Origin of the sequence: Pseudomonas sp. TNT2022 ID1044, assembly GCF_028656895.1 — a bacterium.
Taxonomy (GTDB): domain Bacteria; phylum Pseudomonadota; class Gammaproteobacteria; order Pseudomonadales; family Pseudomonadaceae; genus Aquipseudomonas; species Aquipseudomonas reinekei.
In genome coordinates this window covers 17,555-42,070 of sequence record NZ_JAMDHB010000008.1, presented here as the reverse complement: position 1 = coordinate 42,070, position 24,516 = coordinate 17,555, and the positions used below count along the sequence as shown (strand labels likewise).

24 protein-coding genes are annotated in these 24,516 nt (G+C 60.6%); 13 read left to right on the top strand and 11 right to left on the bottom strand.

The window, feature by feature from the left end; genetic code table 11:
* Positions 1–6 precede the first annotated feature (6 nt).
* The 10 genes from rlmH (at position 7) to M5G20_RS12010 (ending at position 10,058) form a co-directional block, all read left to right on the top strand.
* Entirely contained in the window at positions 7–474 is a 468-nt protein-coding gene (gene rlmH / locus M5G20_RS12055; protein WP_007937439.1) for a 23S rRNA (pseudouridine(1915)-N(3))-methyltransferase RlmH, read from the top strand.
* A 10-nt stretch (positions 475–484) separates the two neighbouring features.
* Positions 485–2,380 carry a penicillin-binding protein 2 gene (gene mrdA, locus M5G20_RS12050; RefSeq protein ID WP_273919293.1) on the top strand — a complete coding sequence of 632 codons (1,896 nt, stop codon included), beginning with the start codon at positions 485–487 and terminating at the stop codon, positions 2,378–2,380.
* A 31-nt stretch (positions 2,381–2,411) separates the two neighbouring features.
* Positions 2,412–3,515 (top strand): rod shape-determining protein RodA, encoded by a 1,104-nt coding sequence (gene rodA / locus M5G20_RS12045; RefSeq protein WP_273919373.1) that lies wholly within the window; start codon positions 2,412–2,414, stop codon positions 3,513–3,515.
* Between the two features lie 17 nt (positions 3,516–3,532).
* Positions 3,533–4,543, top strand: a complete 1,011-nt coding sequence (gene mltB / locus M5G20_RS12040; protein ID WP_273919292.1) for a lytic murein transglycosylase B — start codon at positions 3,533–3,535, stop codon at positions 4,541–4,543.
* Positions 4,543–5,550 carry a septal ring lytic transglycosylase RlpA family protein gene (locus M5G20_RS12035; protein WP_273919291.1) on the top strand — a complete coding sequence of 336 codons (1,008 nt, stop codon included), beginning with the start codon at positions 4,543–4,545 and terminating at the stop codon, positions 5,548–5,550. The genes mltB and M5G20_RS12035 overlap by 1 nt, the downstream gene beginning before the upstream one ends.
* A 196-nt stretch (positions 5,551–5,746) precedes the next feature.
* A complete protein-coding gene (locus M5G20_RS12030) occupies positions 5,747–6,904 on the top strand; it encodes a D-alanyl-D-alanine carboxypeptidase family protein (protein ID WP_273919290.1) in 1,158 nt (385 codons plus the stop codon).
* Between the two features lie 83 nt (positions 6,905–6,987).
* On the top strand, positions 6,988–7,263 hold the full coding sequence (locus M5G20_RS12025; RefSeq protein ID WP_273919289.1) for a DUF493 domain-containing protein: 276 nt from the start codon (positions 6,988–6,990) through the stop codon (positions 7,261–7,263).
* Complete coding sequence (gene lipB / locus M5G20_RS12020) at positions 7,263–7,910, top strand: lipoyl(octanoyl) transferase LipB (RefSeq protein ID WP_075949066.1); 648 nt, start codon at positions 7,263–7,265, stop codon at positions 7,908–7,910. The genes M5G20_RS12025 and lipB overlap by 1 nt, the downstream gene beginning before the upstream one ends.
* A gap of 1 nt (position 7,911) precedes the next feature.
* Positions 7,912–8,934: a lipoyl synthase gene (lipA, locus tag M5G20_RS12015; RefSeq protein ID WP_075949067.1), complete on the top strand. Its 1,023-nt coding sequence runs from the start codon at positions 7,912–7,914 to the stop codon at positions 8,932–8,934.
* 173 nt (positions 8,935–9,107) lie between these two features.
* A complete protein-coding gene (locus tag M5G20_RS12010) occupies positions 9,108–10,058 on the top strand; it encodes a S66 peptidase family protein (RefSeq protein WP_273919288.1) in 951 nt (316 codons plus the stop codon).
* 92 nt (positions 10,059–10,150) lie between these two features.
* Here M5G20_RS12010 and M5G20_RS12005 read toward each other — a convergent pair whose 3' ends face one another.
* The 5 genes from M5G20_RS12005 to leuS all read right to left on the bottom strand — a co-directional run bounded on the left by M5G20_RS12005 (position 10,151) and on the right by leuS (position 16,204).
* A complete protein-coding gene (locus M5G20_RS12005; protein WP_273919287.1) occupies positions 10,151–11,473 on the bottom strand; it encodes a lytic murein transglycosylase in 1,323 nt (440 codons plus the stop codon).
* 62 nt (positions 11,474–11,535) lie between these two features.
* Positions 11,536–11,700 carry an alternative ribosome rescue factor ArfA gene (gene arfA / locus M5G20_RS12000; RefSeq protein ID WP_056855798.1) on the bottom strand — a complete coding sequence of 55 codons (165 nt, stop codon included), beginning with the start codon at positions 11,698–11,700 and terminating at the stop codon, positions 11,536–11,538.
* A 126-nt stretch (positions 11,701–11,826) separates the two neighbouring features.
* Positions 11,827–12,864, bottom strand: coding sequence for a DNA polymerase III subunit delta (holA, locus tag M5G20_RS11995; protein ID WP_150734653.1), 1,038 nt, complete (start codon positions 12,862–12,864; stop codon positions 11,827–11,829).
* A gap of 39 nt (positions 12,865–12,903) precedes the next feature.
* Complete coding sequence (locus M5G20_RS11990) at positions 12,904–13,509, bottom strand: LPS-assembly lipoprotein LptE (RefSeq protein ID WP_273919286.1); 606 nt, start codon at positions 13,507–13,509, stop codon at positions 12,904–12,906.
* Positions 13,510–13,597: 88 nt separating this feature from the next.
* Positions 13,598–16,204 (bottom strand): leucine--tRNA ligase, encoded by a 2,607-nt coding sequence (leuS, locus tag M5G20_RS11985; protein WP_273919285.1) that lies wholly within the window; start codon positions 16,202–16,204, stop codon positions 13,598–13,600.
* Between the two features lie 280 nt (positions 16,205–16,484).
* Here leuS and M5G20_RS11980 point away from each other — a divergent pair, with 280 nt between their 5' ends.
* Both M5G20_RS11980 and M5G20_RS11975 read left to right on the top strand, forming a co-directional pair.
* Complete coding sequence (locus M5G20_RS11980) at positions 16,485–16,805, top strand: hypothetical protein (RefSeq protein WP_273919284.1); 321 nt, start codon at positions 16,485–16,487, stop codon at positions 16,803–16,805.
* A gap of 105 nt (positions 16,806–16,910) precedes the next feature.
* A complete protein-coding gene (locus M5G20_RS11975; protein WP_273919283.1) occupies positions 16,911–17,672 on the top strand; it encodes a YdcF family protein in 762 nt (253 codons plus the stop codon).
* 52 nt (positions 17,673–17,724) lie between these two features.
* Here M5G20_RS11975 and lnt read toward each other — a convergent pair whose 3' ends face one another.
* The 5 genes from lnt to miaB form a co-directional block, all read right to left on the bottom strand.
* On the bottom strand, positions 17,725–19,248 hold the full coding sequence (gene lnt / locus M5G20_RS11970; RefSeq protein ID WP_273919282.1) for an apolipoprotein N-acyltransferase: 1,524 nt from the start codon (positions 19,246–19,248) through the stop codon (positions 17,725–17,727).
* Between the two features lie 8 nt (positions 19,249–19,256).
* Positions 19,257–20,096, bottom strand: coding sequence for an HlyC/CorC family transporter (locus M5G20_RS11965; protein ID WP_007909641.1), 840 nt, complete (start codon positions 20,094–20,096; stop codon positions 19,257–19,259).
* A 5-nt stretch (positions 20,097–20,101) separates the two neighbouring features.
* A complete protein-coding gene (ybeY, locus tag M5G20_RS11960) occupies positions 20,102–20,596 on the bottom strand; it encodes an rRNA maturation RNase YbeY (RefSeq protein ID WP_273919281.1) in 495 nt (164 codons plus the stop codon).
* Complete coding sequence (locus M5G20_RS11955) at positions 20,589–21,596, bottom strand: PhoH family protein (RefSeq protein WP_150701589.1); 1,008 nt, start codon at positions 21,594–21,596, stop codon at positions 20,589–20,591. Before M5G20_RS11955 ends, ybeY begins: the two co-directional genes overlap by 8 nt.
* Before the next feature lie 212 nt (positions 21,597–21,808).
* The gene (gene miaB / locus M5G20_RS11950) at positions 21,809–23,137 is read right to left on the bottom strand and encodes a tRNA (N6-isopentenyl adenosine(37)-C2)-methylthiotransferase MiaB (protein WP_273919280.1); all 1,329 of its coding nucleotides are present in this window, start codon (positions 23,135–23,137) and stop codon (positions 21,809–21,811) included.
* 136 nt (positions 23,138–23,273) lie between these two features.
* Here miaB and M5G20_RS11945 point away from each other — a divergent pair, with 136 nt between their 5' ends.
* Positions 23,274–23,603: a DUF1820 family protein gene (locus tag M5G20_RS11945; protein WP_003185742.1), complete on the top strand. Its 330-nt coding sequence runs from the start codon at positions 23,274–23,276 to the stop codon at positions 23,601–23,603.
* A 164-nt stretch (positions 23,604–23,767) separates the two neighbouring features.
* On the opposite strand, the gene M5G20_RS11940 is transcribed toward M5G20_RS11945, so the two are convergent.
* Positions 23,768–24,322, bottom strand: coding sequence for a tetratricopeptide repeat protein (locus tag M5G20_RS11940; protein WP_273919279.1), 555 nt, complete (start codon positions 24,320–24,322; stop codon positions 23,768–23,770).
* Between the last annotated feature and the right edge of the window lie 194 nt (positions 24,323–24,516).

Sequence of the window (24,516 nt, the reverse complement as noted above, 5' to 3'; positions counted from 1 at the left end):
ACGGCTGTGCGACTGCGACTGATCGCCGTCGGTTCTCGCATGCCCAAGTGGGTGGAAGAAGGCTGGCATGAATATGCCAAGCGTCTTCCGTCCGAGCTGGCGCTGGAACTGGTGGAAATTCCGCTCAACACCCGGGGCAAGAACGCCGACGTGGCGCGCTTTATCCGTCAGGAAGGCGAAGCCATGCTGGCCAAGGTCGGGCCGAACGAGCGTGTTGTCACCCTCGAAGTCCACGGCAAGCCCTGGAGTACAGAGCAGCTGGCGGTGGAACTCGACCGCTGGCGGCTGGACTCGCGCACCGTCAACTTCATGGTGGGTGGCCCCGAGGGGCTGGCGCCGGAAGTCTGTGCCCGTGCCGATCAGCGTTGGTCGCTCTCGCCGTTGACGTTGCCGCATCCGTTGGTGCGAATCCTCATCGGCGAACAGCTGTATCGTGCCTGGACAGTTCTGTCCGGTCACCCTTACCACAAGTAGTTCTGCCCTCATGCCTCAGCCGATCCGCATCAAGGACCACGAAAAAGACGCCCGTCTGGTGCGTGGCCGTGTCGTGTTCGGGGCCATTGCGGTGGTGGCGCTGATCGGCGTGCTGATCGCGCGTCTGTATTTCCTGCAGGTGATCCAGTACGAGTACCACTCGACCCTGTCGGAAAACAACCGCGTCCACGTGCAGCCGATTCCGCCGACCCGTGGGTTGATTTTCGACCGCAACGGCGTAGTGATTGCCGACAACCGGCCGAGTTTCAGCCTGAGCATGACCCGTGAACGGTCCGGCAACTGGCAGCAAGTGCTCGACGTCATCGTCGAAGTGCTGGAAATGACGCCCGAGGACCGGGTGATTTTCGAGAAGCGCATGCGCCAGGGGCGTCGGCCGTTCGAGCCGGTGCCGATCCTGTTTGAGCTGACCGAAGAGCAGATCGCCCGGATCGCCGTTAACCAGTTCCGCCTGCCGGGTGTGGAAGTGGTTGCGCAACTGGTTCGTCACTATCCGCAAGGTGCGCATTTTGCGCACTCGGTGGGTTACATGGGGCGGATCAACGAGAAAGAGCTCAAGACCCTTGATCCGGTCAATTACAGCGGCACCCACCACATCGGCAAAACCGGTATCGAGCGCTTTTACGAGCCCGAGCTGCACGGCCAGGTGGGCTACGAAGAAGTGGAAACCAACGCTCGGGGCCGCGTATTGCGGGTGCTCAAGCGTACCGATCCGATTCCCGGCAAGGACATCGTCCTGAGCCTGGACATCAAGTTGCAAGAAGCCGCCGAGGCTGCACTCGGCGGACGTCGCGGCGCTGTCGTGGCGCTGGACCCGAAGACCGGTGAAGTGCTGGCGATGGTCAGTCAGCCGAGTTTCGATCCGAACCTGTTCGTCACGGGCATCAGTTTCAAGGCCTATTCCGAGCTACGCGATTCCATTGATCGGCCGCTGTTCAACCGCGTGCTGCGCGGTCTCTATCCGCCAGGTTCGACGATCAAGCCGGCGGTGGCGATTGCCGGTCTGGACGCGGGCGTGGTGACAGCTTCGTCCCGGGTGTTCGACCCGGGCTACTACATGCTGCCCAACTACGATCACAAGTATCGCAACTGGAACCGCTCCGGCGACGGTTTCGTCGACCTCGATACGGCGATCATGCGTTCCAACGACACCTACTTCTATGACCTGGCGCACAAGCTGGGGATCGATCGGCTGTCGGCCTACATGTCCAAGTTTGGCATTGGCCAGAAAGTCTCCCTGGACATGTTCGAAGAGTCGGCAGGCCTGATGCCGACGCGCGAATGGAAGCGTGCAACACGTCGTCAGGCGTGGTTCCCGGGGGAGACGCTGATTCTCGGGATCGGTCAGGGCTACATGCAGTCGACGCCGTTGCAACTGGCCCAGGCCACTGCGCTGGTGGCCAACAAAGGGGTCTGGAAGCGCCCGCATCTGGCCAAGACCATCGAAGGGGAGAAGCCGGTGGATCATAATCCGATGCCGGACATCATCCTGCGCGACCCGGCGGACTGGACCCGAGTGAACCATGGCATGCAGCAGGTCATGCACGGTGCTCGAGGGACTGCGCGCAAGGCCTCGATTGGTGCGCAATACCGGATTGCCGGCAAAAGTGGTACGGCTCAGGTGGTCGCGATCAAGCAGGGCGAGAAGTACGACCGCTCCAAGGTCCAGGAACGCCATCGCGACCACGCTTTGTTCGTCGGCTTCGCACCGGCCGACGATCCGAAAATCGTGGTCTCGGTGATGGTCGAGAACGGTGAGTCGGGCTCCGGCGTGGCTGCGCCGGTCGTGCGTCAGATCATGGATGCGTGGCTGCTGGATCAGGACGGCCACCTCAAAGCCGAGTACGCCAACCCTATCAGTGCAGAGGCTACTGCCCGTGATGAATAATTTTGATCGCATGCTCTCCAGCGAGGATGTGATGCGGCGTCGCGCGACGCTGTTGCAACGCCTGCACATCGACGGACCGCTGCTGATCCTGCTGCTGACGCTCGCCGCTGGCAGTCTGTTCGTGCTGTATTCGGCCAGTGGCAAGAGCTGGGATCTGCTGGCCAAACAGGCCACTTCGTTTGGTATTGGCCTGGTGTCGATGATCGTCATCGCCCAGTTCGAACCCCGTTTCATGGCCCGTTGGGTACCGGTCGGGTATGTGATCGGCGTGCTGTTGTTGATAGTGGTGGACGTGATGGGCCACAACGCCATGGGCGCCACGCGCTGGATCAACATCCCCGGTGTCATCCGCTTCCAGCCATCGGAGTTCATGAAGATCCTGATGCCGGCGACCATCGCCTGGTACCTGTCCAAACGCACGCTGCCGCCGCAGCTCAAGCACGTGGGCGTCAGTCTGATGTTGATTGGTGTTCCGTTCATATTGATCGTGCGCCAACCGGACCTCGGCACGTCGCTGTTGATTCTGGCCGGTGGCGCATTCGTGCTGTTCATGGGGGGGCTGCGCTGGCGCTGGATCCTCAGCGTGCTCGCCGCCGCTGTGCCGGTGTCTGTCGCCATGTGGTACTTCGTCATGCACGATTATCAAAAGCAGCGAGTCCTCACCTTCCTCGACCCGGAGAGTGATCCGCTGGGCACTGGCTGGAACATCATCCAGTCGAAAGCCGCCATCGGTTCCGGCGGCGTGTTTGGCAAGGGTTGGCTGTTGGGCACCCAGTCGCACCTGGGCTTCCTCCCGGAAAGCCACACCGACTTCATTATTGCGGTGATGGGTGAAGAGTTCGGCCTGGTGGGCATTTGTGCGCTGCTGCTGATCTATCTGCTGTTGATCGGGCGAGGGCTGGTGATTACCGCCCAGGCCCAGACATTGTTCGGCAAATTGCTGGCCGGCGCGTTGACCATGACGTTTTTTGTTTACGTTTTCGTCAATATCGGTATGGTCAGCGGCTTGTTGCCGGTGGTGGGGGTGCCGTTGCCGTTCATTAGCTACGGAGGAACTTCGCTGGTGACGCTGCTGTCAGCGTTTGGGGTTTTGATGTCGATCCATACCCATCGTAAGTGGATCGCACAGGTTTGAATAAGGTGAAGAGTTCAATGCAAGTAATGCGTGGCTGGGCGACTCGATATGCGCCGTGGGTCGGCCTGGTAAGCATCCTTGGCACTGCGCAGGACGCGGTGGCCGGCGATTACGAAGGCTCACCGCAAGTGGCCGAATTCGTCGGTGAAATGACCCGCGACTACGGTTTTGCCGGTGAACAGCTGATGGGCGTGTTCCGCGAGGCCGAGCGCAAAAAGTCGATCCTGGACGCCATTTCGAAACCCGCTGAGCGGGTCAAACAGTGGAACGAATACCGCCCGATGTTCATCACCGATGCGCGCATCGCACGCGGCGTGGATTTCTGGCGCGAGCACGAAGCGGTGCTGGCCCGGGCGGAACAGGAATACGGCGTGCCGGCCCAGGTGATCGTCGCGATCATCGGCGTTGAAACCTTTTTCGGCCGTAATACCGGTAATTTCCGGGTAATCGATGCCTTGTCGACCCTGGGGTTCGACTATCCTCCCCGTGCCGAATTTTTCCGCAAGGAATTGCGCGAGTTCCTGCTGCTGGCCCGTGAAGAACAGATCGACCCGTTGACCCTCAAAGGCTCCTACGCCGGGGCGATGGGGCTGCCGCAGTTCATGCCCAGCAGCTTTCGCGCCTATGCGGTGGATTTCGACGGGGATGGCCACATCAATATCTGGAACAATCCGGACGATGCCATTGGCAGCGTCGCCAGCTACTTCAAGCGTCACGGCTGGGTCGCCGGCGAACCGGTGGTCAGCCGCGCCGATGTGCGGGGCGAGCAGGTCGATGAAGGTTTGACCACCGGCATCGAGCCGACTAAAACCGTTGGAGAGTTGCGGGCCTTGGGCTGGTCAAGTCATGATGCGCTGCGCGATGATATGCCGGTTACCGCATTCCGGCTGGAAGGCGGCAATGGCCCTGAATACTGGATGGGCCTGAAGAATTTTTACGCGATCACGCGATATAACCGCAGCGTGATGTACGCCATGGCCGTACATCAACTGTCTGAACAGCTGGTCCAAGCACGGGGCGTCAAGTAATGCGGGCATTGCCTATGAATAAACCCCTGAAGCTGATGGCATTTGCCGCGTTGGCGGTGCTGGTCGCCAGTTGTTCGACCAGCCGCGCGCCGGCGCAGAAGTCCTCCACTGCCGTGCGCTCGACGCCGGGGCTGGACATCAACCGGGCTCACAAAGATGGCGCACCCTGGTGGGACGTCGACGTTTCGCGCATCCCGGATGCCACGCCAACCTTGCACACCGGCCCGTATAAGGCCGCGCCTTATTCAGTACTGGGTAAAACCTACTTCCCGCTGCAAGAGTCCAAAACCTACGTGCAGTCGGGCACGGCGTCCTGGTACGGCACCAAGTTCCATGGCCAGAACACCGCCAACGGCGAAGTCTATGACCTGTACGGCATGAGTGCCGCCCACAAGACTCTGCCACTGCCAAGTTACGTTCGGGTGACCAACCTGGACAACAACAAGACCGTGATCCTGCGGGTCAATGACCGCGGGCCGTTCTATTCGGACCGCATCATCGACCTGTCCTACGCGGCCGCCAAGAAGCTCGGCTACGCCGAAACCGGCACCGCACGGGTCAAGGTCGAAGGCATCGATCCGCAACAATGGTGGGCCGCCAAGGGCCGTCCGGCGCCTTTGATGCTCAACGAGCCGAAAGTCGCGCAGAATAGCGCCCCGGTCATTACGGCTTCGGCCGGTACCGTAGAGCAATGGACTCCGCCGCCGCAGCAACACGCCGCCGCTGTCGTTCCTGTACCAATCGATGCAAAAAAAAACGCTTCTGCACCAGCGTCTGGCCAGTATCTGCAGGTGGGCGCGTTCGCCAACCCGGACGCTGCAGAACTGCTGAGGTCGAAGCTCAGCGGGATGGTGAGCGCTCCGGTGTTCATCAGCTCGATCGTGCGCAATCAGCAGACCCTGCATCGGGTGCGCATGGGGCCAATCGGTTCGCCGGGTGAAGTCCAGCAAGTGCAGAACAGTGTGCGCCTGGCCAATCTCGGTTCGCCAAGCGTAGTGACCGAGTAAGCCACTGAGTAATACGTAGAACTTGATTGACGGTTCATCTGCGGTTTTGGGGGGTGAACCAGGTTGTTGGCTCGTTGAAGAACAAAAGCCCGGCAAGGGTTACTGAGTGAGCAGCTGAACACGCGATGGCCCGTTAGAAGGCTGTCTGAATAGTTTTGCCCTCGGGCAAGTTTCCATTAGCGATTTCGAGAGACGGATGAACATCACCACCTTTGCCAAACGCCTGTGCCTTCTAGTCCCGCTGCTCCTCTCGCCAGCCGCTTTCGCGGTCGAGATGATGCCGTCCCCACCGCAACTGGCCGCCAAGGCCTACGTGCTCATGGACGCCAGCAGCGGCAACGTGCTGGTCGAAAACAATGGTGACCAGCGTCTGCCGCCAGCCAGCCTGACCAAGCTGATGACGGCTTACATCGCGACCCTGGAAATCCGTCGCGGCCAGATCGGTGAAAACGATCCGGTCACCGTCAGCGAAAACGCCTGGCGTACCGGCGGTTCGCGGATGTTCATCAAGGTTGGCTCGCAGGTGACTGTCAGCGACCTGCTGCACGGCATCATCATTCAGTCGGGCAACGACGCCAGTGTTGCACTTGCCGAGCACATCGCCGGTAGCGAAGATGCCTTCGCCGACATGATGAACAAAACCGTTGGCGACCTGGGCATGACCAACAGCCACTTCATGAACCCGACCGGTCTGCCGAACCCGGAGCACTACTCGTCGGCTCACGACATGGCCGTGCTGGCTCGCGCGATCATCCACGAAGACCCGGCTCACTACGCGATCTACTCGCAGAAAGAGTTCTTCTGGAACGGCATCAAGCAACCTAACCGCAATCTGCTGCTGTGGCGCGACAAGACGGTCGACGGTCTGAAAACCGGCCACACCGAGGAAGCAGGCTACTGCATGGTGTCCTCGGCCGTGCGTGATGGCATGCGTCTGATCGCCGTGGTGTTCGGTACCAACAGCGAAGTGGCGCGCGCCGCCGAAACCCAGAAGCTGCTGACCTACGGTTTCCGCTTCTTCGAAACCCAGACCTTCTATCAGAAAGGCGCCGAGCTGGCTCAGGCACCTGTCTGGAAAGGTTCGACCAACCAGGTCAAGGCTGGCCTGGCTGAAGACCTGACCATGACCCTGCCGAAAGGCCAGCTGAAAAAGCTCGCGGCCAGCATGACCATGAACCCGCAACTGATCGCACCCATCGCCAAGGGCGACGTGATCGGTAAAGTCGAAGTCAAACTGGACGACAAGGTGGTGCACAGCGCTGATCTGATCGCTCTGGACGGCGTCGAAGAGGGTGGTATCTTCCGTCGCATGTGGGATAGCATCCGTCTATTCTTCTACGGCTTGTTCAACTGATAGTGTGCACCTGCAAAGCCCCGTGCTGATCCGGCGCGGGGCTTTGCCGTCGCCACGGCTTACGCTTACGAGGCCGTTACGCCATGACCGATACCGAAGTAAAGGCGCCCAAGATCGAATTCCCTGCCACCGATTATCCGGTCAAGGTGATCAGCGACACGGGTGTGGGCAACAAGGACAAGATCATCGACATCGTCCGCAAACACGCCAAAGTCAACGAAGAACGTGTGGACGAACGTCAAAGCAGCAACGGCAAATACACCACTATTCAGTTGCACATCGTCGCGACCGACCAGGACCAGCTGTACAACATCAACAGCGAACTGCGGGCCACCGGTTTCGTGCACATGGTGCTGTGATGTCCGGTACGCTGGGCTTTCGCGAACTTGGTCAGATGGCTTACGAGCCGGTCTGGCACGCCATGCAACGCTTTACCAATGAACGTGGCACTGATGCTGCCGACGAGATCTGGCTGGTCGAGCACCCGCCGGTGTTCACCCAGGGCCAGGCCGGCAAGGCCGAGCATTTGTTGCTGCCGGGAGATATCCCGGTGGTGCAGGTGGACCGGGGTGGGCAGGTTACCTATCACGGCCCCGGACAACTGGTGGCCTACCTGCTGCTGGATGTGCGCAAGCTGGGTTTCGGTGTACGTGACCTGGTGAGCCGCATGGAGTCATGCCTGATCGAGCTGCTCGCCAGCTACGGCGTGACGGCGGCGGCCAAGCCGGATGCGCCGGGTGTCTATGTCGACGGCGCGAAAATCGCTTCTCTGGGTCTGCGGATCCGCCACGGTTGTTCCTTTCATGGCCTGGCCTTGAACGTGGACATGAACCTGGAACCGTTTCGACGGATTAATCCCTGCGGCTACGCCGGGCTGGCGATGACCCAGCTGAGCGATCACGCAGGATCGATTGAATTTGCCGAGGTAAGTGCCCGGCTGCGCGCGCAGCTCGTCAAACACCTCGACTATGCTGAGCAGACGACCCTAACGGGCGGAATCGACTGATATGACTACTGATGCAGTGCAAACCATGATCCCGACGCAGGATGTCACCGAGCGTCCGGCCCCGCGTGCCAAGGTTGAAGCCGGCGTAAAGCTGCGCGGCGCCGAGAAGGTTGCACGCATCCCGGTCAAGATCATTCCGACCACTGAGCTGCCGAAAAAGCCTGACTGGATTCGCGTGCGCATCCCGGTGTCCCCGGAAGTCGACCGTATCAAGGCTCTGTTGCGCAAACACAAGCTGCACAGCGTCTGCGAAGAGGCCTCCTGCCCGAACCTGGGCGAGTGCTTCTCCGGTGGCACCGCGACCTTCATGATCATGGGCGACATCTGCACCCGTCGCTGCCCGTTCTGCGACGTTGGTCACGGTCGTCCGAAGCCACTGGACGTCAACGAGCCGGAAAGCCTGGCCATCGCCATCGCCGACCTGAAACTCAAATACGTGGTGATCACCTCGGTAGACCGTGATGACCTGCGTGACGGCGGTGCCCAGCACTTCGCCGACTGCATCCGCGAGATCCGCAAACTGTCGCCGAACGTGCAGCTGGAGACCCTGGTCCCGGACTACCGTGGCCGCATGGACATCGCCCTGCAAATCACCGCCGCCGAGCCGCCGGATGTGTTCAACCACAACCTTGAAACCGTACCGCGCCTGTACAAGGCTGCGCGTCCGGGTTCGGATTACCAGTGGTCGCTGACCCTGCTGCAACGCTTCAAGCAGATGATGCCGCACATTCCGACCAAGTCCGGCCTGATGCTGGGCCTGGGCGAAACCGACGAAGAAGTCATCGAAGTCATGAAGCGCATGCGCGAACACGACATCGACATGCTGACCCTGGGCCAGTACTTGCAGCCGTCGCGCAGCCACTTGCCGGTGCAGCGCTTCGTGCACCCGGACACCTTCGCCTGGTTCGCCGAGGAAGGTTACAAGATGGGCTTCAAGAACGTCGCTTCCGGTCCGCTGGTTCGCTCGTCCTACCACGCCGACGAGCAGGCGAAGCTGGTCAAGGCCGAGCTGATGTCGTCCTGATCCGCCGAAAGAAATAAAATGCGCCCGCAAGGCATTCAGCCTTGCGGGCGTTTTTTTGCCTGCCCACGGCCACTGCCGTCTTTTCCTGCAACCTGCGGGACGACAATCGCTCTTCTGTTTGTCCCCGTTCCTGACTACTGTGTGCTCAAGTGTTCACGCAGGGAGATTCATGGATGACCGTTCGACCGACCCACACCCTTTGTCCTCACGCCCCGGTCCCGGCCTTGCCGTCGCAAGGGGTGATCGGCGTCATTGCGCCTGCCGGGCCGGCGCCGCTGGACACTGATAAAGCCGTGCAATGGATGCGCGCCCGAGGCTATTCACTGAAGATTTACCCCGGTGTCTACCAGAAGGAGGGTTACCTGGCCGGCAGCGACGAGGTCCGCCTCAACGACTTGCACGCGGCGTTCGCCGATGACGAGGTCGATGCGATCATTTGCCTGCGCGGTGGTTATGGCACGCCGAGGTTGCTCGATCACATCGATTTCGAGTTGCTGCGCCGTAACGCCAAACCCTTCATCGGCTACAGCGACATCACTGCGCTGCACCTGGCGATTAGTCGCTATGCAGGGTTTGTGACGTTTCATGGCCCGTTGCTCAATGCCGATCTGCTGGGCGACAGGCAAAAGCCCACCGAGCCTTCTTTTTTCAACATGCTGCGCGGGCAGGTGAAGGCGGGTAGCGTTTTGGCGCATCCGGTGGCTTACCCCTTGACCACAATCGAGCCTGGCATTGCCCATGGGCGTTTGCTGGGGGGCAATCTGTCGATGATCGCCGCGACCATGGGCACGCCATACGAAATCGATGCCGAGGGCGTCATTCTGTTCATTGAGGACATCAACGAGCCGCTGTATCGCATTGACCGGCTGCTGACTCACCTGCGACTGGCCGGCACACTGGGCAAGCTGCGCGGGGTGCTGGTTGGCGATGTGGCGGGGGTCGACGTGCCAGCGCTGGAACGGTTGCTCAAGCAGACGTTCGAGCCTTTGCGGATCCCGGTGTTGTCCGGGTGGCGCAGCGGCCACTGTGATCCGAACCTGACGTTGCCGATGGGGGCGCTGGTCAGGCTGGATGCGGGGAGCAAGGAATTGATGCTGGAGCAGGATGTGGTGATCAGGCCTTAGAGTTTCATCGCCTGATAGTCAGTCATCGCGGGCAAGCCCGCTCCCACAGGGATTGCGAATAACCTGTGGGAGCGCGCTTGCCCGCGAAGCTTTTAACGGTTACGCAACCCTTCCAGCAGCTTGTGCGTCGGATACCCGTCCGCCGGCCAGCCAAACGACTGCTGGGCGCTGCGGATCGCTTTGCGCGTGTTGGCGCCGATGATGCCGTCCGCCGTGCCAGCGTCGTAATTCTGCGCGCTCAGGAGGTTCTGCAGCTCGATCCGTTCGGTACGGCTCAGCGGCAGATCATCCTTCGGCCACGAGCCGTTGATCAGGCCTGCGCCATTGAACCGCTCGGACAACAGGCTCACACCCAGCGCATAGGACGACGAGTTGTTGTACTTGAGAATCGCGCGGAAGTTGTCCAGCACCAGGAAGGCCGGGCCACGGTAGCCGGCCGGCAGCAGCAGCGCCGCGGACAGGTTTTCAGAGCCTGCCGGAACCCGGCCGCCGTTGGGCAGCGTGACGCCCAATTGCTGCCACTCAGCGACGCTCTTGCGGATGGTGCCGTCGGCCAGCACGTAGTTGAAATTGCCCGGCAGTTGCACTTCAAAGCCCCACGGCTGGCCTTTCTGCCAACCGGAGCTTTGCAGGTAGTGGGCGGTCGAGGCCAGGGCATCGGTGGCGCTGCCCCAGATGTCGCGACGCCCGTCACCATCGAAGTCCACGGCGTGGGTGTTGTAGGTCGTCGGGATGAACTGGGTCTGCCCCATGGCGCCGGCCCAGGAGCCGAGCATTTTCTCCGGCGCGATATCACCCTGTTGCAGAATTTGCAGCGCAGCAATCAATTGCGCGTGGGCGAAGCCCGGGCGGCGACCTTCATAGGCCAAGGTCGCCAGCGAGTTGATCACCGACTTGCTGCCCTGGAACTGGCCGAAGTTACTTTCCATGCCCCACACGGCAACGAGGGCCTGACGATCGACACCGTAGCGCTGCTCGATGCTTTGCAGGATGTCGGCGTACTGGTCGACCAGCGCCTGACCTTTGCGGACCCGCAGCGGCGACAGGGCGCCATCGAGGTATTCCCACACCGGTTTGGCGAACTCCGGTTGGCTGCGGTCGGCACGGATCACGCTGGAATCGAAGCTGATATTGGCAAAGGCACGATCGAACAAATCAGCTCGAATGCCGGCGGCCAGGGCATCCTTGCGGAAACCCGCTTGCCACTCGGCGAAGGTCTGGGTTGGCTGGATGTCGAGGTTTTCACCGTTGGGAACCACCGGCGGAACAACCGCGGGGGCGGTGACGACAGGCAGGGTCTTCAATGGCTGGGCATCGGCGGCGGTGGGTTTTTCCGCGCAGGCGACTAGCAAAACGAGGCTGGAGGCAGCAATCAATTGGCGCAGGTGCCAACGACGGGAAAGACAAAGGGGCATGCACGGGTCCAGGGAAAACGGATCAAGTGCAGACCTTAACATGTTGAGCGGATGCATGCCTTTCAGGCCGCCAGAAAGTAAGAAGCCTCCCAGTTGTCAGACTGGAAGGCTTCGCGGCGGTAGCTGCCTTTGCCCTTGCCGGCTCGTTCTTGTCGGCTGCGGAACAGAGGCTGGGCGATGATGGATTTGGCCTTGTTGGGGCCGCGTTTGGACGGCTTTTTGCTCATGACGATCTCTCGCAAGTAATGGTTTTTGCGGTGCAAATCATCGGCCGAAGTTGGGGGTCTGTCCAGTCCTGCAATGTAGGAAATGACGACCTGTGACGAGAGAGCAAGCTCTCTTGCCACAAAACCTTACTCGGCAGGCAACGTCAAACGCTGACCCGCCATCAACAACGTCAACCGACTCAAGCTCATCCACGGCGAACCCGCCGCCTGGCCCTTGATCTGCGCGTCGATGCGCTGTGCTTCGAGCAACAACTGCGCCCAGCGTTGCGCCGAGTAACGTTGCAGGGCTTTGCTCATCAGCGGTTTACGCTTGTCCCAAACCGGTGGTCTGGCCTGGCTGAAGGCCTTGTCCAGCGGGGTGCCCTGGCTGTATTGCAGTGAAATATTGGCCAGCAGCCGCAACTCGCGAGCAAGGGCCCAAAGGATCACCGGTGGCTCGACACCTTCACCGCGCAGGCCTTCAAGCATGCGCAGGGCATGGGCAGCCTCGCCGTTGAGAATCGCATCGGTCAGCCCGAAGACGTCGAATCGCGCACTGTCGGCAACCGCAGCCTGCACGGTTTCGACAGTGATCTGACCGCCTTCGGCCATCAGTTTGAGCTTTTCGATTTCCTGGGCGGCGGCCAGCAAGTTGCCTTCAACCCGTGCGGCAATCAGTTCAACGGCGTCCTGGCTGGCGGACAACCCGGCCTGGGACAAGCGTTGACGGATCCAGCTCGGCAACTGGCTGGCATCCACCGGCCAGATTTGCACGAACTGGGTGTGCGGGCCTTCGACCAGCGCCTTGCCCCACTTGGTTTTCTGCGCACTGCCGTCGAGCTTGGGCAGGCTGATCAGCAGCACCGTGTCTTCGGCCGGTCGTGAGCAGTATTCGATGAACGCGGCGGCACCTTTGTCACCAGGCTTGCCGGAGGGCAGGCGCAGTTCCAGCAGGCGCTTTTCGGCGAACAGCGACATGCTCGCACCGGCTTGCAGCAACGTGCCCCAGTCGAAACTGGCGTCGGCGGCAAAGACCTGGCGTTCATCGAAGCCCTGTTGACGGGCGGCGGCACGGATGGCGTCGGCGGCTTCCTGGCACAGCAAGGGGTCATCGCCACTGATGACGTAGACCGGCGCCAGAGCGCCTTGCAGGTGTTTGCCGAGTTGGGCGGGAGCGAGTTTCATAGAAGGCGGCAAACGGGGCGCCTGAGCGCCCCGTAAGACTTACTGCTGCGGCAGTTCGATAGGCGACTGACGCGGGGTTTCCGCTTCAGCCTTCTGCGCCGCTTCCAGTGCCGCGGCTTCGGCCTTGGCCTTGGCATCAGCGGTTTGCTGCAACTGGTCCAGCTGGGCCGGCGTCAGTTGCTGCAAGCGCAGCATCATGCGCTGAACCAGCTCGCGACGGGTTTCCTTGCGAGCGTCGGTGGCTTCCTGATCAGAACCCACCAGGTTGTTGCCGTCGTGGATGAAGATTTTCTGCACTTCAAGCTTGTCGCTCATCAGTGGCAGGTTGCCTTGGCCGAGGATGTCGTAGTTGAGCACCGTGGTGACCTGGTACTCGCCAGTACGGCCCGCGCCTGCATAGCTGAGGATGCGCTGGGTTTCCTGTTCGTCGGCCAGGAACAGCTTGTAAGGTGCGCCGGTGTAAACCTTGACGCCGCTGCTTTCCAGAACCTGGCGCAGCTGGGTCACGGTTTCGCCGTATGCGTTACGGGCGCTCAGGTCGAGTTCCTTGATCGCCAGTTCGGTGGTGCCGGTGCCGCGCAGCTGGAATCCGCAGGCGCTCAACAGGACCGCGAGGCCCATCACCAGCAAGTTGCGTTTGATCATTGTGTTGCTCCCCTTGAAACCATGTGGGCCGATGATGCGGCCCGAAAGGTTTTACTCGGCGCCAGGCATGACCTGGCGCCTGATCCAATTAGCTGGCGACGATGTTGACCAGTTTCCCGGGCACCACAATCACTTTACGAATGGTCAGACCGTCGACGAAGCGCAACACGTTTTCGTTGGCGCGTGCGGCGGCTTCGACTTCTTCACGGGTCGCGGTGGCCGGCATTTCGATCTGGCCACGCAGCTTGCCGTTGACCTGGATCACCAGCGTCAGGCTGTCCTGCACCAGTGCGCTGTCGTCCTGCACCGGCCAGCCGGCGTCGATCACCGGGTCGGCGTGACCCAGTTGATTCCACAGCTCGTGGCTGATGTGCGGCGTGATCGGAGCCAGCAGCAGCGTTACGGTTTCCAGACCTTCGTGAATCAGCGCGCGATCCTGTTCGGTGGCTTGTGCGGCTTTTTCCAGCACGTTCATCAGCGTCATCACTTGGGCGATGGCGGTGTTGAATTTGTGGTTCTGGCCGACGTCCTGGCTGGCTTGTTTGATGGCCAGGTGAATCGAGCGACGAACGGCTTTCTGCTCGTCATTCAGGCGGGCGACGTCCAGTTTGCCCGGCAGGCCCTGGCTGACGTGGGCTTGCGCCAGACGCCAGACGCGCTTGAGGAAACGGTGCGAACCTTCGACGCCGGAATCAGACCATTCCGCGCTCATGTCAGGTGGCGAAGCGAACATCATGAACAGGCGGCAGGTGTCTGCGCCGAACTGGTCGATCATCGACTGTGGGTCGACGCCGTTGTTCTTCGACTTGGCCATCTTCTCGGTGCCGCCGATTTCCACCGGCAAACCGTCGGTTTTCAGTTTGGCGCTGATGACCTTGGCTTTGCTGTCACGCTCGAGTTCGACGTCCGCCGGGTTGAACCAGGTGTAGGCACCGTTGGCTTCGCGACGATAGTAAGTCTCGGCGATCACCATGCCTTGGGTCAGCAGGTTCTTGAACGGCTCGTTGGAGCTCACCAGGCCTTCATCGCGCATCAGCTTGTGGAAGAAACGCGCGTAGAGCAGGTGAAGAATCGCGTGTTCGATACCGCCGATGTACTGATCCACCGGCAACCAGTGGTCGGCCGCCGATTTTTCCACCAGGCCACCTTCAAAGTGCGGCGAGGCGTAGCGGGCGTAGTACCACGAGGACTCGACGAAGGTGTCCATGGTGTCGGTTTCACGCTTGGCAGGCTGGCCACATTTCGGGCAGTTGCACTCGTAGAACTCGGGCATGCGCGCCAGTGGCGAGCCGGCACCATCGGGTACGACATCTTCGGGCAGCACGACAGGCAGTTGATCTTCCGGCACCGGCACGTCACCGCAAGCGGCGCAGTGGATGATCGGGATCGGGCAGCCCCAGTAGCGCTGACGGCTGATGCCCCAGTCGCGCAGGCGGAACTGGGTGCGCGAGGCGCCCAGTGTTTTCTTGATCAGTTCCACTTCGATGGCGTCGAAGGCACCGGCAAAGTCCAGACCGTCAAACTCACCGGAGTTGATCAGCGTGCCGTGTTCGCCATAGGCGTCTTGCCATGGCGCCGGGTTGGTGTCGCCTGCGCTGGTGCGCACCACCGATTTGACCGGCAGGTTGTACTTGTGGGCGAATTCGAAATCCCGCTCGTCGTGGGCCGGAACCGCCATCACCGCGCCGTCGCCGTAGTGCATCAGGACGTAGTTGGCGACCCAGACCGGCAGTTTTTCGCCAGTCAGCGGATGTTCGACGAACAGGCCGGTCGGCAGGCCTTTTTTCTCTTGGGTGGCAACGTCGGCTTCGGCCACGCTACCGCCTTTGCATTCAGCGATGAACGCTTGCAGCTCGGGATTGTTGCGGGCGGCCAGGGTGGCCAGGTGGTGCTCGGCGGCTACGGCAACGTAGGTCGCACCCATCAGGGTGTCCGGACGGGTGGTGAACACTTTTAGCGTGCCGGCTTCGCCGATGGAATCGACGTTGTACGGGAACTGCACTTCCATGCCGCGGGACTTGCCGATCCAGTTGCGCTGCATGGTCTTGACCTGTTCAGGCCAGCCCGGCAGGTCGTCGAGACTCTCCAGCAGCTCATCCGCGTAGGCGGTGATCTTGAAGTAGTACATCGGGATTTCGCGCTTTTCGATCAGCGCGCCGGAACGCCAGCCGCGACCGTCGATCACCTGTTCGTTGGCCAGGACGGTCTGGTCGACCGGGTCCCAGTTCACGGTGCCGCTTTTCTTGTAGATCACGCCTTTTTCGAACAGACGGGTGAACAGCCATTGTTCCCAGCGGTAGTAATCGGGCTTGCAGGTGGTCACTTCACGCGACCAGTCCACCGCCAGGCCCAGGCTGCGCAGCTGGGATTTCATGTAGGCGATGTTCTCGTAGGTCCACTTGGCGGGCGCTACGTTGTTCTTCATCGCGGCGTTTTCCGCCGGCATGCCGAAGGCGTCCCAACCCATTGGTTGCAGAACATTTTTGCCTTGCATGCGCTGGTAGCGGGAGATCACGTCGCCGATGGTGTAGTTGCGCACGTGCCCCATGTGTAGCTTGCCGCTGGGGTAAGGGAACATCGACAGGCAGTAGTAGGTCTCCTTGCCTGGCTGTTCACTGACTTCAAAGGACTTTTGCTCGTCCCAGAACGACTGGGCGGCGGCTTCGATTTCACGGGGCTGATATTGTTCGTGCATGGCTACTTTTGAACTGAATAGGGGTGGCCTAATCCTCTTCAATGCAACGCTGGACGGTGATCACGCCAAATCGGCGTTTCGGTGTCCAGTCGCGCTGGAAGTGGAGTTACAGGAAGCGCCGTAGCATACATGACCGCACTCTACCGAGGGAAACCCTGATTGCTGCCGCGCGTCTTGCGAAAAACGCCGCGAGGGCCGTTGGTCGCGGCGCTCAGCCGGTTTGTGCATGGAAGCTAAGCTCTAACTGGGGAGTAGGTCTTATCTTCCAATGAGGTGAGGGATGGTTGAGTCACAGCGAAAAGTTACAAAGCCGGAGTTGTACGAAAGACTGATCGATCGTCTTGGAATGGCCCTGGAAGCGGCAAAAACCGCAGGCCGGTTGCGTGATGAACGTCCACTGGAGCTGGAATTGCGCGGCTTGAGCCCCGCTGAGTTTGCTTTGGTCAAGGCGTACCTGGATCGCAGCGAGCGTGAGACACACGGATGCTTGTCCGAGGCAGTAAAGCAACTCGACGCACCACGCTCAGCCAAGATTATCTGGCTCAAGGACAAAGTACCCGGCAGAGACGCGGTAAAGGTCCGGTCTCTGCAGTTCAAGTAAGGTACCGAGCCATGCTCCAGGGTTTTTTGAAGCATAGTCCTTCTGTATTTATTGTCGCACTGCATCAACCCACTTAGGCTTCGGGCATCTTTAAGGAGATGCTCGATGCCTTTTCGTTATTTCGTCAAACAACTTCTCTTGCCCCCCGGCATTCTTTTGCTGCTGCTGGCGCTTGCCTGGTGGTGGCGCCGCTCAAGGCCAAGGCTGGCTGCCGTGTGTTTTGCCCTGGGTTTTGGCGGCTTTTTGCTGATGAGCCTGCCGATTGTCGTGCAATGGAGCGCTGCATTCCTGGAGCGCGAGCCGCCGCTGGCGCTCGACGAATGGGCGACGCTGGCGCAACACGCTGATGCGATTGTGGTGCTGGGTTCGGGGCGCGAGCGCGGTGATTCCGCGTGGGGCGCCGATCAGCCGACCGGCGTAGGCCTTGAACGTCAACGCTACGCGGCGCGCCTGGCCAAAGCCTCGGGCCTGCCGATTTTGACCAGTGGGGGCTTGCATTACGGTACGCCGCCCACCGAGGCCAAGATGATGGCTGACTCGTTGCGTGATGATTTCGGTGTGTCGGTGCGTTGGCAGGAAGGCCGTAGCCGCACGACTTGGGAAAATGCGCAGTTCAGCGCCGAGGTGTTGTTGCCCGAAGGGGTCAAGCGCGTGGTGCTTGTGACTCACGCCTGGCACATGCCGCGAGCGGTCTGGAGTTTCCAGAAGGCCGGGTTTGAGGTGGTGCCGGCGCCGATGGGCTTTTTAGGCACGGATGACGCCCCGCCATTCGGAGGCTGGTTGCCGGAGTTCAAGTCGATCTGGCAGAGCGGGCAGTTGATGAATGAGGCGGTGGGGCAGGTGGGGTATTCGTTGTTCTATCGATAGCAGCGATAGCCAACAACCTGTGGCGAGGGAGCAAGCTCCCTCGCCACAGGGTTTAGACCGTCTTCGCCATCCGGTTCGCGATCAGCGCCCAGCCAAACAGCAACACGCAAACAATGATCAACGGCCACGAGCGCCATTGCAGATAAGGCGTCAGGTTGTGCATCGGCACCACTTCGCCGTACAGGATGCCGCGTTCGAACTGCGGGATCTGCTCGGTGATCTGCCCAAACGGATTGATCAGCCCGGTGACGCCGTTGTTGGTGGCGCGGATCATCCAGCGTCCGGCCTCCAGGGCGCGCATCTGTGCCATCTGCAGATGTTGCAGCGGACCGATGGAGGTGCCGAACCAGGTGTCGTTGCTGATCGTCAGCAGCAACTCGCTCTGGGCGGCCAGGCCCGCGGCGAATTCCGGGTACACCACTTCATAGCAGATGAACGGCGCGATCTGGTAACCCTTGGCTTGCAGCATTGGCTGATCGGCCGGGCCGCGGGCAAAGTCCGACATCGGCAGATCAAAGAACGCGATCAACCCGCGCAGTACATCCTGCAGCGGCACGTACTCGCCAAACGGCACCAGTTTCTGCTTGAGATAAGTGCCATCGCCTTCGCCGACCACGGTAATACCGTTGAAAAAGCGCTTTTCCTGATGGACGACTTCGCGGATCGGGACGCCGGTAATCAGGGCTGAGTCCCGTTGCGCAGCGAATTTACCCATCATGTCCAGGTAGCCCTGGGCGGACTCCTTGAGCACCGGTACCGCGGTTTCCGGCCAGATCAGCAGGTCGACGCGCTTGGAGCTCATGCTCATGTCGCGGTACAGCGCGAGCTGTGCGTTGAGCTGCGCCGGGTCCCACTTCATGTTCTGTTCGATGTTGCCCTGAATCGCCGCGACACTCAGGGGCGCACCGGCCGGGGTGGTCCAGGCGTGGTGCTTCAAGGCCATGCCGGCGATCCATGGGGCGACCAGCAGCAACGCGCCGATCACGATGAAGCCTTTACGTCCGGCACGGATCAGGCGCACACCGTTGTAGATCAGCGCGGCGGTCAGGGCCAGGGAGAAGGAAATCAGCCACATCCCGCCGACGGGGGCGAGCCCGGTCAGCGGGCCGTCGAGCTGGCTGTAGCCGGAATAAAGCCATGGGAAACCGGTCAGGAACCAACCGCGGAATGCCTCCTGGCCAACCCACAGCGCCGCAAATGCCAGGGCGTCCGCCAGCGGGGCTTCGTTTCGCCTTAGCCAGCGCGCCCAAAGCCAGGCGGGCAGGGCGAAGAACCAGGCAATCGCCGCCGTGAAGATCAGCATCAGGAAACCGGCCAGCAGCACCGATGCGCCACCGAAGTGGTGAATGCTGTAGTAGATCCAGCTGGTACCTGCGCCAAACAGGCCGAAGCCGAAGCACCAGCCACGGCCCAGGGCCTGGCGGGGCGTCAGCTCGCGCAGACCTGCGTAGAAAAGCCCGACCGCCAGCAATGCCAGCGGCCAGATATCGAACGGCGCCAATGCCAGGGTGGTGATTGCACCGGCCGCCACGGCCAGCAGGTTACCGGGCCAGCCGGGGCGGGTTGTCCAGCGCATTTCAATCCTTAGCGAGCAATGGGCGTCAGGCGCAGCAGGTGAATCCGACGGCTGTCGGCATTCAGGATACGGAAACGATAGGCACCGATTTCAGTGATTTCGTTGCGTTTAGGCAGGTGCCCGAACGCGCTCATCACCAGACCGCCCACGGTGTCGAATTCATCATCGGAGAATTCGCTGTCGAAGAACTCGTTGAAGTTCTCGATCGGCGTCAGGGCCTTGATCAGGAAGTCACCGCTGGGCAGCGGCTTGATGTAGCTGTCTTCTTCGACGTCGTGCTCGTCTTCGATGTCGCCGACGATCTGTTCCAGCACGTCTTCGATCGTCACCAGGCCGGCAACACCGCCGTACTCGTCGATGACGATGGCCATGTGGTTATGGTTGGCGCGGAACTCGCGCAGCAACACATTCAGGCGCTTGGACTCCGGCACGAAGGTGGCCGGGCGCAACAGGTCCTTGATGTTGAAGCTGTCGCCGTTCTCCTTGAGGATCAACGGCAGCAAGTCCTTGGCCAGCAACACGCCCATCACGTCATCGTGGCTTTCGCCGATGACCGGGTAGCGGGAGTGAGCCGAATCGACCACGGCCGGCAGGAACTCGCGAGGTGTCTGGGTCGCCTTGATGCTGATCATCTGCGAGCGTGGGACCATGATGTCCCGTACTTGCAGGTCCGCAACCTGGATGGCGCCTTCGACGATGGCCAGCGCTTCGCTGTCCAGCAGTTTGTTCTGGTGTGCGTCGCGCAGCAGCTCCAGCAGCTCCTGGCGGTTTTTCGGCTCGTGGGCAAAAGCCTGGGTGAGCTTACCCAGCCATGACTTCTGCCCGTTGCTCGATCGATCTTCGCTCATAGCGATTACTCTGAATCCTTTGTTGTTTCGGTAGGGAATGCGTCGGTTTCGTCGTCCGCGTACGGATCGGGAAAGCCCAGTTCAGCAAGCAACGTTCGTTCCAGTGCTTCCATTTCTTCGGCTTCTTCATCCTCTATATGGTCGTAACCCAATAGATGCAAGCAGCCGTGAATCACCAGATGGGCCCAATGGGCCTTGAGTTCCTTGCCTTGTTCAGCGGCTTCGCGTTCAACCACGGCCACGCAGATCACCAGATCGCCCAGCAGCGGGATGTCGAGAAACTCGTCCGGCACGTCCGCCGGGAACGACAGGACGTTCGTTGGGTAATCTTTTTGCCGCCACGTGCGGTTCAGCTCGCGGCCTTCGGCTTCGTCGACCAGGCGAATGGTCATTTCCGAATCCGCCGTGCGCTGGCGCAAGGCCAGTTCGCACCATTGGCGGAACTCGGCTTCGCTGGGGGCGCTGGCTTCGGTGGCGATTTGCAGGTCAAGCTCAAGCATCGCGGCGGCTTTCCTTGGCGGCTGCATCGTCGGCCGCTTTGGTTTCGAAGCGCTCATAGGCTTCGACGATCCGCTGCACCAGTGGATGGCGCACGACGTCCTTGGGCTGGAAGTGAGTGAAGCTGATGCCCGGTACGTCCTTGAGCACTTCAATCACGTGGTGCAGACCTGACTTGGTGCCGCGAGGCAGGTCGACCTGGGTGATGTCGCCAGTGATGACGGCCGTCGAGCCGAAACCGATCCGGGTCAGGAACATTTTCATCTGTTCGACGGTGGTGTTCTGGCTTTCATCGAGGATGATGAAGCTGTTGTTCAGTGTCCGGCCGCGCATGTAGGCGAGTGGCGCAACTTCGATCACCTGGCGCTCGATCAGCTTGGCCACGTATTCGAAGCCGAGCATTTCATACAGTGCGTCGTAGAGCGGGCGCAGGTACGGGTCGATCTTCTGTGACAGATCGCCAGGCAGGAAGCCGAGCTTTTCACCCGCCTCAACCGCCGGACGCACCAGCAGGATACGGCGAATCTGCTCGCGCTCCAGCGCGTCCACCGCGCAGGCAACGGCCAGATAGGTCTTGCCGGTACCGGCCGGACCGATGCCGAAGTTGATGTCGTTACCCAGGATTTCCTTCACGTAGCGCAGCTGATTCAAGCCGCGAGGGCGAATCATGCCTTTTTTGGTGCGCAGGGCGACGGAGGCTTCGGCGGGCGAGTGGTTATCCAGCTCTTCGACAGCGGATTCCTGCAGGAACAGGTGAACCATGTCCGGCGACAGCTCGGTACCCTTGGTTTCCCGGTACAGGCGGCGCAGAAGGTTTTCCGCGGAGGTGGTGTGTTTGGGTTCGCCGATCAGCTCGAACTGATTGCCGCGATTGCGGATCTCGATGGTCAGGCGCTGTTCGATAAGACGCAGATGCTCGTCGAATTGCCCGCACAGATTGGCGAAGCGGCGAGCTTCAAAAGGCTCGAGGATGAAACGATGTGGTTCGATGGGTGCGTTCAAGGTCGTATTTAGCCGCCCTGGGGCAATAGTGATGAATCAAGGATAGCGCCAGTGGCGCGGGTGCGAAAGCTCTTAAATGGATCAACCCGTTCTCAAGAACAATGCATTTCACTGTGGGAGCTGGCTTGCCAGCGATGGCGATGTCACTGGCGACATCGTTGTCGGGCTTGCTGGCCCTGTCGCTGGCAAGCCAGCTCCCACAGGGATCGGTGTTATTGGATCAGCGAGCCCCGCAGCGAGTGCGGCTGCGCGGCATCGATGTGCACGTCGGCGAACTGGCCGATCAGGGTCGGATTGTCGCAGCGGAAGTTGACGATCCGGTTATTCTCGGTCCGTCCCTGCAGCTCGCCAGGGTCTTTTTTCGAGTAATCGGTGACCAGAATGCGCTGGAGCGAGCCGACCATTTGTCGGCTGATTTCGAAACCCTGCTGGTTCAGGCGATGTTGCAGGGCGTTCAGGCGTTCTTTTTTCAGCTCTTCCGGGGTGTCGTCGGCCAGGTCCGCGGCGGGAGTGCCCGGGCGCTGGCTGTAGACGAACGAGTAGGAAAAGTCGAAGCCCACGTCCTGAATCAGCTTCATGGTTTGTTCGAAATCTTTCTCGGTTTCGCCCGGGAAGCCGACGATAAAGTCCGAACTGATGCAGATTCCCGGCACAGCGGCGCGCAGTTTGCGCAGTTTGGATTTGTATTCCAGCGCGGTGTGGTTGCGCTTCATCGCGGCGAGGATGCGGTCCGAGCCTGATTGCACCGGCAAGTGCAGGTGTTTGACCAGTTCCGGCACGTCGGCGTGGGCCTGGATCAGGCTGTCAGAGAACTCCAGCGGATGCGAGGTGGTGTAGCGGATGCGGTCGATGCCGTCGACAGCGGCGACCACGCGGATCAGCTCGGCCAGATCGGCCAGGCGCCCGTCGTGGGTCTTGCCGCGATAACCGTTAACGTTCTGCCCCAGCAGCGTCACTTCGCGCACGCCGTTTTCGGCCAGGTGAATGATCTCGGCGATCACGTCGTCGAACGGCCGGCTGACTTCTTCGCCGCGGGTGTAAGGCACCACGCAGAACGTGCAGTACTTGCTGCAGCCTTCCATGACCGACACATAGGCGCTCGGCCCATCGATGCGCGGCTCTGGCAAGTGGTCGAATTTTTCGATTTCCGGGAACGAGACGTCGACTTGCGGCAGTTTGCTGCTGCGCGCGGCGTCGATCATTTCCGGCAGACGGTGCAAGGTTTGCGGACCGAACACCACATCGACATAGGGTGCGCGATCGCGGATCGCCGCGCCTTCCTGGCTGGCCACGCAACCGCCGACGGCAATGACCATGTCCGGGTTGGCCAGTTTCAGTTCGCGCCAGCGGCCCAGCTGCGAATAAACCCGGTCCTGGGCACGTTCACGGATCGAGCAGGTGTTGAGCAGGATCACGTCTGCATCTTCAGCGCGAGCGGTGACTTCCAGGGCCTGGTGTTCACCCAGCAGATCCACCATGCGCGAGCTGTCGTACTCGTTCATCTGGCAACCGTGGGTTTCGATGTAAAGCTTCTTGGCCATGGAATAGAGTCATCACGTGATTCAAAGAACCGCGCATTATAGGGAACATGAACCCAGGTTCCTACCGCTACGCGTCCGATGGCTATGCTATAGTTCGCGCCCTCATTTTTATCCCCCGATGTGTTGCTCGCCCACCATGACCAAACGTGAAGCTCCAATCTACAAGGTGATTTTCCTCAACCAGGGCCAGGTGTTCGAAATGTACGCCAAGCAGATCTATCAAAGTGATCTGTGGGGCTTTCTGGAAGTGGAAGAGTTCGTCTTTGGCGAGCGCACGCAAGTGGTCGTCGATCCGAGCGAAGAGAAGCTCAAGGCTCAGTTCGAAGGTGTGGTGCGCAGTTTTGTGCCGATGCATTCGATCGTGCGCATCGATGAGGTCGAGCGCCTGGGAACACCGAAAATCAGCGAAGCCCGCGGCGCGGTCGGCAATGTCATGCCGTTTCCGATGCCTATGCCTGAGAAGTAAAACGCTAGAGCGCTTCTGTGGCGAGGGAGCTTGCTCCCGCTGGGGCGCGAAGCGGCCCTGAGATCAGCTTACGCGTTCTTGCCGGTAGATCATATCGGTTGATTCGACGACTGCTGCGCAGCCGAGCGGGAGCAAGCTCCCTCGCCACAGGGGGCGTATTCAATTCAGGGAAGAGGCGCGAACGGCGTACGCCCGTCGGCGCTTTGCAGTTCCATCAGATATTTACGGAAAATTTGCCCAAGCACCTGGGTAGCGACTTCCAGTTCTTCGCGGGGCATCTTTTCGGTGACTTCGTCCGCAGTATCCAATGCCTCTTCAGCGCCGTTGACCGCCGCCATTTTCAGCAGGATATACGCCTGAACGTTATTGGCCGGGACACCTTCGCCATGGAAGAACATGCTGCCGAGTTTGAATTGCGCCTGGGCGTGTCCTTGCAGTGAGGCTTTCTCGAAATAGCTCAGGGCTTGATTGAGGTCGCGGGGCGCGTTCTTGCCGTCGTAATAGAACTCACCCAACTCGTATTGCGCTTGTGCATCCCCTTCATCCGACGCCTTTTGGCAGGCAGCGAGTGCCTGTGCCAGGTCTTGCGGCTGGGTATTGAGGGTGCAGCGACCCATCGCTGGGATTAACAACGAGTTACCGCCTGCTTGTGCGAGCGCGAGCAGGGGCTGAAGGAGCAACAGGCAGCCCAGTGAAAGGGCGCGGCCGGTGCGGTTCATGGGAATCGACTTACCTCTGAAGGGCGCGCGGACCCATCGAGGGGATCCAATAAGCGCGCATTATGAAATAAGCAGGGCCAACCTTACAAAGTCTTTACTCGTTTTTCTGCTGCGCGGGAAATATATCGCCCACTTTGCGGAGGATTATTAGCAGATGAACAGGAAAAAGGGCAGGAGTGCAGGGAAAAGCTGAC